General features: G+C 47.7%; 9 protein-coding genes. 1 reads left to right on the top strand and 8 read right to left on the bottom strand.

All coding sequences use genetic code 11. From position 1 onward, the window contains the following. The 6 genes from I8J30_RS18975 to I8J30_RS19000 form a co-directional block, all read right to left on the bottom strand. Window positions 1-943, bottom strand: a 943-nt coding sequence (locus tag I8J30_RS18975; RefSeq protein ID WP_210660755.1) for a glycosyltransferase family 39 protein, incomplete at its 3' end; no start/stop codon positions are given. Window positions 944-1,019: 76 nt separating this feature from the next. Further along, window positions 1,020-1,781 (bottom strand): glycosyltransferase family 2 protein, encoded by a 762-nt coding sequence (locus I8J30_RS18980; protein ID WP_210660757.1) that lies wholly within the window; start codon window positions 1,779-1,781, stop codon window positions 1,020-1,022. Between the two features lie 27 nt (window positions 1,782-1,808). Further along, window positions 1,809-3,305: an alkaline phosphatase family protein gene (locus I8J30_RS18985; protein WP_210660759.1), complete on the bottom strand. Its 1,497-nt coding sequence runs from the start codon at window positions 3,303-3,305 to the stop codon at window positions 1,809-1,811. Further along, the gene (locus I8J30_RS18990; protein ID WP_210660761.1) at window positions 3,302-4,243 is read right to left on the bottom strand and encodes a lysylphosphatidylglycerol synthase transmembrane domain-containing protein; all 942 of its coding nucleotides are present in this window, start codon (window positions 4,241-4,243) and stop codon (window positions 3,302-3,304) included. The genes I8J30_RS18985 and I8J30_RS18990 overlap by 4 nt, the downstream gene beginning before the upstream one ends. Window positions 4,244-4,445: 202 nt before the next feature. After that, window positions 4,446-5,474: a GDP-mannose 4,6-dehydratase gene (locus I8J30_RS18995; protein WP_210660763.1), complete on the bottom strand. Its 1,029-nt coding sequence runs from the start codon at window positions 5,472-5,474 to the stop codon at window positions 4,446-4,448. Further along, window positions 5,446-6,825, bottom strand: a complete 1,380-nt coding sequence (locus I8J30_RS19000) for a UDP-glucose dehydrogenase family protein (protein ID WP_210660765.1) — start codon at window positions 6,823-6,825, stop codon at window positions 5,446-5,448. Before I8J30_RS19000 ends, I8J30_RS18995 begins: the two co-directional genes overlap by 29 nt. 230 nt (window positions 6,826-7,055) lie before the next feature. On the opposite strand from I8J30_RS19000, the gene I8J30_RS19005 reads away from it, so the two are divergent. After that, the gene (locus I8J30_RS19005) at window positions 7,056-8,597 is read left to right on the top strand and encodes a carbohydrate binding domain-containing protein (protein WP_210660767.1); all 1,542 of its coding nucleotides are present in this window, start codon (window positions 7,056-7,058) and stop codon (window positions 8,595-8,597) included. 225 nt (window positions 8,598-8,822) lie between these two features. Here I8J30_RS19005 and I8J30_RS19010 read toward each other — a convergent pair whose 3' ends face one another. Together I8J30_RS19010 and I8J30_RS19015 are read right to left on the bottom strand one after the other, a co-directional pair. Next, a complete protein-coding gene (locus tag I8J30_RS19010; protein WP_210660769.1) occupies window positions 8,823-10,127 on the bottom strand; it encodes an O-antigen ligase family protein in 1,305 nt (434 codons plus the stop codon). 808 nt (window positions 10,128-10,935) lie between these two features. Beyond that, window positions 10,936-11,916, bottom strand: a complete 981-nt coding sequence (locus I8J30_RS19015; RefSeq protein ID WP_210660771.1) for a stalk domain-containing protein — start codon at window positions 11,914-11,916, stop codon at window positions 10,936-10,938. Window positions 11,917-12,018: the final 102 nt, after the last annotated feature.

Here is a 12,018-nt window from a genome sequence, read left to right on the forward strand (position 1 = left end):
CGAAGAGCAGGCCCGCCGCCGCATAGAGCAGTGCCGTAGAGCGGACGAACATCCCGCTCCACAGCACATTATCGCCCGCGAAGCGCAGTGCGCGCTCCGCGAAGCTCAGCTCGCTGCCGGCGGACGCTACCCCGCCGCCCCACTCGCTGAAATGGCCCGCCGTAAATGCGGCAGCGAGCTGGATAAACCCGAGCAAGCCGCCCTCGCTAAGCGCCAGCCCGGCCACCCACAACAACTGAAACACAGCGGCCAGCGCACCAAACAGCACGATGCGAGGCCACAGTCTCTTCCCCTGTCTTCGCCAGCTCACGTAACTCACGGCCAGCAACCACACCAGCGCCAAGCCAAAAGGCGCAAACGAAAGTCGGATCCCCATCAGCAGCCCGAACGCAAACAAAACTGCCGTCGCCCTCCCCCATGAGGGCCGCTCCATCGCCCGCCACCAGCTCCATAGAAACCACCACAAGAGCGCGATACCTGCCGCCTCCGACATCGGTCTAACCGATTGCAGCCACAGATATGGCGCTGTCAGCACTATGAGCACGGTCAGAACGGACCAAAGCGGAGAAAGCATTCGTCTCGCAAGCAGCCAAATCGGAATCGTCGCCAGCGCGGTCAGCCCGATGTTTAATGTCTCAAACGCATAAACAGCATTAGGGATGAAACGCCGCACAGCCAATGCCCCCATGACGAAATACGGATAACCCGGAAAATGCGGCTGCATAGCAAGAAGATCGAAACGATCAAGCGCCAGCACAAAATCAACCTCATCCCAACTCGCCGCATACGGACTTCTGTGCAGTAAACTATAAACCACCCATAAGATGACCCCAACAAGAAGAAAAGCCGGTGCAGCCACCGACTTCAACGTCATTTTGTTATCCAACCTGCTTGCTCCACGAGTTCCCCCGCTTCGACCACCTGCCTGAACCCGCTGCCGCACCTTTCTCCCCCCTTTACAACTGTGACTCATTTCACTCGGTGTCCCCTTATTTTCACTTCGCGTTTCAATAAATGTTTCACTTCGTCCCGCCAGGCCCAATCACGACCGTACCAGCCTGCTTATGCCGCACACCGCGTTTGTCCCCTACTGGGCGACGCATCTCTTTCCAAACCGCTGGAAGCACATTGAACATATACTTGCGAAACTTGATGAAGGATTCCCCGTGCGTACGTACTTGGTACGTGATCGGCACTTCTTTCATGACGAAGCCCTGGCGCACCAAATTCAACGTCAGCACCTGGGCGTAATTGTAATCATGGATGATTTCGGCATGCTCCATAGCTTCCCTTGAGAAGCCGCGCATCCCCGATTGTCCGTCCCAGATCATCCGGCGCAGCAGCACAGCCTGCAGCAAAGTGAAGCAGATATTGCCCAGACGTCGATGCAGCTTCATCCCGCGAATGACGCCTTTAAACCGCGAGCCCATCGTGTAATCGGTATGTCCCTCTCGAATTGGCGCGATTACATCCGGAATTTCATCTGCCGGATATTCGTTATCCGCATCGATCATCAGTCCAATATCCGCACCGAGCCGCACACAAGAGGCAAGCCCCTCGCGCACCGCAGCACCAAGTCCTCGATTTCGGGCAAAAGAAACCACATGGTCCGCTCCCGCTTCCCTTGCTTCTTGCACCGTTCCATCCGTGGAACCATCGTCGATGACAAGCACTTCAACCTGCCAATCCGGATGAAAATCACGCGGGACTCTGGCAATGACATTGCCGATGTTCTGTTGTTCGTTATGTGCCGGAAGGAACACAATCAATTTCTTTTTCACACTGCCCAGCTTCCTTCTATCCAAAATTTAAAGCAGATTAAACTTTTTCTTCTCTGATTCAAAAGCATCCGAGAGCACCGGTCCACGGCTATGACTCGGCAGCGGAGCACCTAGCAAATAGCTAAGCGTCGGCGCAACCGATACGAGCGAGTGTTTTGCTTCAACCTTCACCCCTGCACGCACATGAGGCCCATACATAAAGAACGGAACGAAACGCTCTCCTTCATCGAGATGACCATGCCCGCCAATGCCATCCGCTTGTCCATGATCCGCACAGATAATGAACGTAGCATCCTTCGCGTGACCTTGGGCTGTAAGCCATCCCACGAACTCAGCGATGAGCGCATCGGCTTCCTCAATCTTTTGCCGATATTCGTCGTACAGCGCTCCCATACTATGACCGGTTTGGTCCGTCGCAATAAATTGCACAACGAGCAAGTCCGGATTCTGCTCCGCCATAATAAGCTTTGCACGTTCCATGATGTTGCGGTCCGCTTTGTCGTTATGCATAACGGCCGTCACGCTCTCCACGTCGTCACCCATCGAGTCGATCAGATGAGCGATGCCGAGGAGTCGTCCTTTTTTCCCCACCTTGCGCAGGCTGTCGAAGATCGATTCGACTTTAATCCCGAGCTTCCATACCATATTCGAAGTAATCCCATGCTCGCGCGGATACGTCCCCGTAAACATCGACGAGAAACAGACTACTGTACGTGCAGGATAAAGAGTTTCCATTTGCGTATATTCCGTACCTTCTGCGCGCCATTTCTTCAGGAATGGGGCATTGGCCTCTTCGAACCGATCCTTGCGCATCCCATCGATGACAAGCACAAACACCTTCCCGCTGCTCGCCTCTTCTGTCTGGGCTTGTACCGGAACGGTGTAGCCCTCCACTTCTTTGGGCTTCCAATCAAACAGATTGCGATGCAGGATCCATGCGTAAAGCCCTACACCTAAGAGGAACAACACATAACTGCTCCATGTAAAATCAACCTGTGTCCCCGCTCCATCCGCGTCCGCCCAATAGGAGCCTGCCGTATCCATAATAAACAGCAGTAGCAGAAACTTCGGCAGCTGCTCTTGGGCATTGCCGCTTGTGGAATCGCTATTTTTCAGGACCAGCTTCCAAAATCGTTTAAAGTTCCACCACGAGGTACCGATGCGCAGATGATAATAGAAGGTGCCCCAGAAGTAGATCGTGAAGAACAAGAACAACCCAATCGCCGTCGCATACAGCCCCATATCCAGATACGCATCCCGCCACAGCACGAGCGCGCCGATAACCGGGAACCACAGATAATTGCGCAGAAACAGCGGAAAATCAAAATGAAAATAAAGGGCAAACAACGGCAGCGCCGTCAGAAGTCCAAGTCCAAACTGCTCCCAGAAGCTACCGTCTCCCCAAGCATTCATGTGGTAGAGGAGATACACGCCAACCGTAAAAATCGGCGTAAACGGCTTGCCCTCATTCAACAAGTTCCAGCACCTGGCTGCAACAATTTCAAATCCTGACGCTTTCTTCACGATTTCTTCTGCCTCCCTCTATCCTTTAAGCCAAACCATTCCTTTAATTCCCTCCAGGAAACAGCTCCAAGAACCAAAGCTGCCGCTCCTGCGGTATAGGCAAACCCAAATTTATAGCCATGCGATAATAACGCGGCTGTATACCCGTCACTACCGGCAATGCCGAGCAACCCAAGCGAGGCCGTTAAAGTCGTCTCATAGGTTCCGATACCGCCCGGCGTCACATGGAACAGCTGTCCCGCAATCGTCATGCTATTAGCCCAAACGGCTTGCAGCAGGCCAACCTGCAAATTGAGCGCATGAACCACACCATATACAACCGCACCTTCCAGCACCCAACTGGCGAGCGTAAGCAGCGCAACTGCCGCTCCCCTGCGCGATCGAATCGTCGTCCACAGCCGATCGAAATGCCGTTGAAACGGTTTCCACTTCCGGCTTAGCCATGCAGCCAGGGCCAACATGACCACTCCCAGAACAATCATTACAAGCAGGAAGCGAGGCGAAACAGACAATCCCAGCGTGATGGCTCCAATCGAACCAATAAGCAGCAGCGAAACCATATCCAGCAGCCGCATCATCGCTACAGAGTGAAGCGCATCATCAAACCGCACCTTCGATTGCCGAGCCAGCATTCCCGTGCGCGCCAAATCTCCTAATTTAACAGGCAGTATATGATTAACCAATAGACTAACAAGTAAGGGATACATGTATGTACGTAGTCGATCCTCGTTCTCCCGAGCCACATATAATCGCCAAGCTACCGCTTTCAGCCAAAAGGAACAGCCGTATCCTACCGTCATTGCTGCAATCCACCCGGGCGAATGGAGCAGTCTCTTAAAAGCTGCATCCATCTGACGGCCATGAAACCACTGCATCGACAGCCAAACAAATACGGCTGTCATCACCAGACCGCCGCCAATAATTACTGCTCTTTTCATCTTGTCACCTGTATCCCGTTACTCTGTTCTATCATCCTGCTCTATCACTATCGAACAGCATTATTGAGAACAGTTATCAATTAAGTATAAAGGCCTTGTCGAAGCCCGTCAATTTATATTCCGCGCGGCAGCAGAAAAACAGCCCCTTCGCCCCATATCCGGGGCAAGGAGCTGCTTCTGGATTTCATAGTGTGGTATTGTTTTACAACTTTTTAATTCCATAATAGTCGACATACCATGCTGCAAATCTTTCTAATCCCTCTTCAATGGAGGTCTCCGGCTTAAATCCGATCTCCTTCTCTAGAAGCGCAGTAGATGCATAGGTGGCGGGCACGTCACCTGGCTGCCGCGGCTTAAATATTTTGTGAAAGTCGACCCTTCTGCCTAATGTTTTGCTAAACGCCTTCTCAAGCGTTTCGATAAACACCATTAGCTTCACAGGCTTGTTATTGCCAATGTTATAGATCTTATGAGGGAGCAGTCCAACAGGCGGATTGGGCAGCAGTCTCTCTATACCAACGATAATATCGTCTATATAAGTAAAATCTCGGTAGAGATCATTGTCGGCATCGCCGTTGTTGTAAATATGGATGGGCTCATCTGCAAAATACTTATCCGCAAAGGAATGATAGGCCATGTCCGGCCGTCCCATCGGACCATAGACCGTAAAGAACCTCAGCCCTGTCGAAGGAATTTGGTATAAGTGGCTGTAGGAGTTTGCCATGAGTTCATTTGTTTTTTTCGTCGTCGCATAGAGGGATACTTGGTTGTCTACCGCATCCGTTTCTTCAAAAGGCACTTTCTCATTGGTTCCGTAAACCGAGCTCGATGAAGCATAAACCAAATGGTCTACTGGATGATTTCTACACGCTTCAAGAATGTGGAAGAAACCAACAATATTGCTCTGAATATAAACATCCGGATTCTGGATTGAATAACGCACACCTGCTTGGGCTGCTAAGTTGATTACGATTTGCGGCTTGTACTTTTCAAAGACACTATGGATCCGCTTATCCGAAATATCAGCTTTAACAAAAGTAAACTTCGCATATGCCTGCAGCTGCTCTAAACGATTATATTTTAAGCTGACATTGTAATAGTCATTGATTTGATCAACACCGATTACCCGACACCCTTGTGCCAACAGCTTCTTCGCTAAGAAATACCCAATAAAGCCGGCTGCACCAGTAATTAAATAGACCTTACTCGTGTCTAGCTGTTTGATATTCACTTTCCTTGCTCTCCTTTGCCCTGCTTCTCCTGGTGGAATTCCTTCCGATTGAGTAATACTCGACACCGGCTTGCTCCATTGCCTCTACCTCATATAGGTTTCTTCCGTCGAACACCAGCGGCGTTCTCATTCGTTGGTTATAGTCTACCGGTGAAACAGCTTTGATCTCATCCCACTCCGTAAAGATGAAGCAGACATTCGCAGCTTCGAGTGCTTCCATAGCATTTGTGGCGAACGTTAACCTGCCATTTCCATGCTCACCTTCTGGAAAATGTTTGGAGAAATTTAACGTACCTGCAGGATCAAAGGCGTAGACATCTGCACCTTGATCTAACAACAATGGGACATTCGCTAGTGATGCTGCTTCTCTCACATCATCCGTTCCGGGTTTGAAAGTAAGCCCCAGTACAGCTACCTTCAGTCCGTTAAACGTAATCAGTCTTGCACTAGCTTTATGATAAAGTATTGTTTTCTGATCATGATTAACATCAATCGCCGCCGATACCGTTCTCAATTCATAACCATGCTGTCTGGCCATGTACTGCAGCGCTTTTGTATCTTTCGGAAAACAAGATCCGCCATATCCGATGCCTGCTTTTAGGAATCTGCTTCCGATCCGGGTATCGAAGCTCATGCCTTCTATTACATCCTGAATATCCGCTCCAACCCGCTCACATAGATTCGCAATGTCGTTCATATACGATATTTTGAGAGCCAGGAAATCATTGGAAGCATATTTGATCATCTCCGCTGATCTACGCGTAACAGATACGATCGGCAATCGGAATGGCTCGTAGATCTCCATCAGTAATTCCTCTGCCCACTTGCTTGCGGTCCCAATAATAATTCGTTCTGCATGCAGGGTGTCATGTACAGCGGAGCCTTGCGCCAGAAACTCAGGGTTTGATGCAACTTCTACTTTCACGTCATGCACCAGAAAGTCATGAATAAATTGTTCTACCTTATCATTGGTTCCGACTGGTACAGTGGACTTCACAATGACAAGACAATCCTTGCGAATCGATTCCGCGATTTGCCTTGCAACGGTCGCTATATTCGCAAGATTCGCCGAACCATCCGGCTGCTCCGGGGTACCGACCCCAATGAAGATGGCATCTGCATCCTTATAAGCATCTTGATAGTCAGTCGTAAAATCAATTCTTCCCGCTGCAATGTTTTTCTGCATTAATGCTTCTAGGTTGACCTCATATATCGGCGATAAGCCTGATTTCATCGCATTCACTTTGTTCTCGTCTACATCGACACAAATCACTTGATGGCCAACTTCAGCAAGGCATACGCCGGCAACCAATCCCACATACCCAGTTCCCGCTACAGCAATCTTAAACATTGTTTTGACATCCCTCCGCCATGGCCGAAGCGTTCATTTCCCCAATTATAACAAACTTATATCGCGTACAATTTTAATTATAAATATTCTATTCCTATTGCACATTGCAAAAACCTTACCATCGAATGACCTATTTCTACCCTTTACATAACAATATTCTCTATACGGAACTTCATTATTAGTAAAAAATAGATAATGTAAGCGCTTTACATACGAGAGGAGTGAAATTAATGAAGAAGAATTCACGCTTAATGTCTCTATGTTTGTCACTTGCAATGCTGTTTGGCGCACTAGTCTTACCGTCCTCGGCCGGGGCGGCGTACGGCGATCGGATTACGATCACCGGTACGAACTTCTATGCAGGCGGTCAGCAGATCTTCATGAATGGGGCCAATACGCCTTGGAACAGCTGGAATGATTTTGGCGGTTCCTTCGACTACACGTGGTGGGACAACCATTTCCAGACGCTCCACAACAACGGAATTAACTCCACGCGGATCTGGATTACCTGCGATGGCGAAGTCGGCATCAACATCAACAGCAGCGGGGTCGTTTCCGGTGCGACAACCGCTCACTGGAACAACCTCGACAGCCTCTTCCAAATCGCACAAAATCGCGGCGTCTATGTCATGGCGACCCTGATGTCCTTCGACCATTTCAAGAACACCCACACCAACTACAACAGCTGGCGCAATATGCTCAGCACGAATGCCAACATCGACTCCTACGTGAATAACTACCTCATTCCATTCGTGAACCGCTACAAGAACAATCCATGGCTCTGGTCCATCGACCTCATGAACGAGCCGGACTGGGTGTATGAAGATGCTGCAGCCGGTCAAATCGCCTGGGCTCGCCTGCAAACGTATTTTGCCAAAGCAGCCGTCGCGATCCATCAGAACAGCAACATTCTGACAACGGTCGGCTTAGGCATGGTCAAGTATAACAGCGCCACCCAATCCGGCTCCACGGGCAACAAAATCAGCGACGCTGCCCTCCAGGCCCAAGTCAGCAACACGCTCGCGAAGGTCGACTTCTACTCCCCTCACTACTACGGCTGGCAGGACCCTTACTTCGGTATTCCATTCTATATGACGCCTACCGCGTTCGGCATCGTCCATGATCGCCCTGTTGTAATTGGCGAGTCCCCAGCGCTTGGTTCCACCGGTCATACCATTACAAGCGATTTCGCGAATGCTTACACCAACGGATACGCAGGCGTCATGCCTTGGACGTCTAACGGCGTCGATGCCAACGGCAGCATCACGAACCTCGGACCTGCTACACAAGCTTTCCGTGATGCTCACTACGCTCTGGTGTTCCCGCCGGCAACCGGCGATAGCGCAAAGTTCAATTTTGAGAACAATTCCCTGCAAAGCTTCTTCGGCCGAAACGGCCTAGCCGTATCTGCAAGTACCGACCGCGCCTATGCCGGCAGCTACTCCCTGAAAATGACCTCCAGCGCAACAGGCGTTGCCACCTACTATGCTCAACTGGACAATCCAAGCGGTCTGAGCGCGAACACGACGCTTACTTTCCGCGTCTGGGTACCAAGCGGCGCTGCCATTGCATCCATCCAGCCTTATGTACAGAGCAATAACTGGACCTGGTACGGCAACTATCAAACCTATGCAAGCTTGACCAAGAATGCATGGAACACCATCACCTTAACGATCCCTTCCGGCGCTGCCACTCCGATGAAGAACATCGGCGTTGAGCTCGTCACCACCGGCGCCTGGAGCGGAAGTATTTATCTGGATAGCATTAACTAAACATCCAGATAAAATAAATAAATCAAAGAGGCATATGTGTAACGCACATATGCCTCTTTGATTTAAACTTACCTCGGTAGGGAAAGGTCATAATTCAATAAAGCTAATAGTCATAAAAAAGAGTCGACGAAATAATACCGAAGGCTATTTTATTTAATTATTCATGGAACTGAACAAGATTATCAATACTTCGCAGTATGCTCCAACTGCGTTACTATAAGTTTCTTAAACTATCAGCATATAGGTTATGCAAGTAATTGAACTTGCCATTAATAGAGTAAAGCTTGTAATTAGTAACTTACTCCTCATCGAAAACACTATTCTTGGAATTTTTATTTCAGTTTGTTCGTTTACCACTAAAGGATCTCTATTTTGAATGACAAGTCGACTGACCATGCCCGCGACAAGGCAGAAGATATTGAAAAAGTAAAACCAACCTTCAAGTATAGGCTCAAAGAAACTTACAACTAGAAATGCAGTAAACAAACAAAGAATGAGTAGTTTTAATTGGGTAGGGAAGGAACTCTTTCTGAATTTCAGTACGCTTTTTATGGATAGTACTGTGAATAGCAATAATAGCAAGAAGGGAGCTATTCCGGCCTCGTAGGCAACGTCAAGCCACATGTTATGCGCGTAATTAACATCTATCAGAACCGTCTGTTTCCCACCCATAGGGTATTTAAACATACCCCAGAAAACTGCTTTCCAAGCATCAAAACGAGGATCATGTAAATTGTCCATACTTTGCAGCCGACTTAATAGCAAAGAATCTCCAAACGCGCTCATGAAAACTCTCGCTGTTGTTGCTCCAATTCCGCATAAAATTAATATGCCAAACAATTTCTTAATGCTTGCTTTTCCGGATAAGGCCATCGATACAACAATTGAGATGGCAGCCACTAAAATACCTGTACGATTACCCATCAAAATCGTGCAGTATGCGGTTACTAAGAAAAAAAGAAAACTAATTAATCTGAGCTTTCTATTCCCCTTAATGAATACAATAGGAAGTAACGATAATCCTAAGGACATGTATGTATTAAGTCCTGTAGCGGTAATCGCACCTCCACCCCATGGAGTTAACACACTTCGCCCATTCAGAGCCACACTGGCGCCGTCCACGTTTCCGTATAAGTTGATCGTCTTGACAACACATGCCAAACCGAAGATGGTAGCGGAGCCGATCACAACCATAAGGGTAGTATATGTTTTTTTGTATAATGGATCGTTTTTCGCTAAGATATTACCCAGTACATAAAAGCAAATTGGAAATGTCAGTTGCATTATAATAGTGCCGATTGTGCTTTGATGATACAGATAAAGAGATATTGCAAACATAATACTGAAAAATATGATGCTCATCTGTTGCAAGCCTATCTTACTATTTACTAAGTAGACGAGTATAAAAGGCAAAATAACAAAAGGGAGATAGGTACCAACATTTATTACATTAGTGATATAAAAAAAGATAAACATTATTAGGACTAACTCTTTAAATTTAATTTTCCCACGTTCGATCATACTTTCCACGATATTCGTCTCCTAAAATTTCGGCTTTTTAAATTATACACTCTTATCTCATGGAAAGCATCTCGAAAATTTCATTTTATATCTCTAAACCGTTGTGCCTGTTGCATCTATCCAAACTGGACCTGCTACCATGTTCACCCAAATAGGTTTATTTAATGTGGTGTTAAACTAGTATTGCCCGGCATCCTTTTATACTTTCACACAGCTTCTAGATTAGTTCATACGACCTAAATTGATTCCATTTTCCTAGCATCCGATAAAACCCTTGAAAACTCTAGATTTCGCTACATTTTCACTGCTTCGCTAATATATTCCTAATCCTTTTTTTAAAATTTCTTTAGGTTGTCGACACATTACGACATACTCCGCACCAGTACCTTAGTATGATATTTAATATATCTACAGGGAGGTAGAAGTAATGCCAAATTACTATTTCAAAGAAGTATGGTCACCCTTGAAATTGATTGGTGTCCGTTTTTACCGCGATGACGACAACTATCTGTGGGTTAAAATGTGGTCCAAGCAAAGACGCCGTGTTGGCGGCTAAAACCGTTTATCTCATCAACGTTTATAACATCTGGATCCTGTCCATACTGCACTCTAAAACGAGAAGTGTGGCATTTCGATGGATCAAGAATCATATAAAAGGTTTTGGGTAGGACTCTTATGGGGCACAGTAATGAGTATCTTCTTCTGGACAACGATGATCATCTCCATTAAGGGCTGGATTCATATCTTCAACGAGCTCTAGCAAAAAACGACTGTCCCCCAGGGGGAGCAGTCGTTTTGTTTATTGAATCCGATTATACTAGGCCATGCCCTTCATGATGTCTCTACCGGCCTCAACTTGGCTATTAAACTCTTTGCGGTAGTCGGCAATGATAGCCGTGCTGTAACCATTGGCCTTTAGCTGCGCTTCAACCTCACCAACCACCTTATTAAAACTAGCTGTACACTCATCAAGCTTAGCGTAGCCTTTGTTCTTCAAGCTTTCCTTCAGCTTCGCATCATCTGTGCTGATATATTGAATGCCAATATCCATCAGCGCGGCTTGGCAGCTATTTTGCAAGGAAGTCAGGCGCGCCTCTGCATTCGCCGTAATGGACTCATACGAAGGCTTAACCGGTCCGGATCCACCGCCAGTGGAGCCACCTGTCGAACCACCAGTCGTACCGCCGTTAGAACCACCGGTACCCGTGTTCCCGGTCTCATGCGAGCCATGCTCAGCTCGATAAGCAGCCGACTCCGCCGATACTTGCTTCTTCACCGGATCCCACTGAATCGCCGTTCCTACTGCTTCCGACATGAAGCGTACCGGCACATACAACGCACCATTCACGATGTAACCCGACTGCCCCTCAGGAAGCACCTTCGCTTTACCATCCACAACAACCTTCACACTCTTCGGCGTAAGCTGTACGGATACGCCGCCCTTCGCCGACACTTCATTACCATGTGCGATGACATTAGCAAGATAGTCCTTCAATACAATAGCTTCCTGCTTATTAGGATTCGCCACAGTCACCTGAGAAGTCTTAGCATCCCACTGCACGCTCTTCTGCAGCGCATACGATACGAAACGCAGCGGCACATAAGATGTACCGTTAACAGCGAATACATATTGTCCGTCCGGAAGCACAAGCGTCTTCCCGTCGAACACCATGTTGAAGGAGCTTGTCTTAACTTTGAGTGCAGCTGATGGAGCTGCGGCGACGATAGAGTGTGCGGTAAAAATAAGTGCTGTAAAAAGTAAAAAAGACAGTGATAATTTTCTGGATTTCCCATTCATCAATTGCATACACCTCTTAGGTTACATTATTCTATCTATTTTAACATATTTGATTGGTAACTCGGAACAATTCTGCGTTTAAACAGCTTACTGCCATTTGTA

The organism is Paenibacillus lignilyticus (genome assembly GCF_017942085.1).
In the GTDB taxonomy this organism is placed as follows: domain Bacteria; phylum Bacillota; class Bacilli; order Paenibacillales; family Paenibacillaceae; genus Paenibacillus_Z; species Paenibacillus_Z lignilyticus.

Excerpts from the sequence above, each read along its gene's own strand:
- I8J30_RS18990 (WP_210660761.1), bottom strand. The coding sequence starts at position 4,243 with ATGAAAAGAGCAGTAATTATTGGCGGCGGTCTGGTGATGACAGCCGTA.
- I8J30_RS19000 (WP_210660765.1), bottom strand. The coding sequence starts at position 6,825 with ATGTTTAAGATTGCTGTAGCGGGAACTGGGTATGTGGGATTGGTTGCC.
- I8J30_RS19005 (WP_210660767.1), top strand. The coding sequence starts at position 7,056 with ATGAAGAAGAATTCACGCTTAATGTCTCTATGTTTGTCACTTGCAATG.
- I8J30_RS19015 (WP_210660771.1), bottom strand. The coding sequence starts at position 11,916 with ATGAATGGGAAATCCAGAAAATTATCACTGTCTTTTTTACTTTTTACA.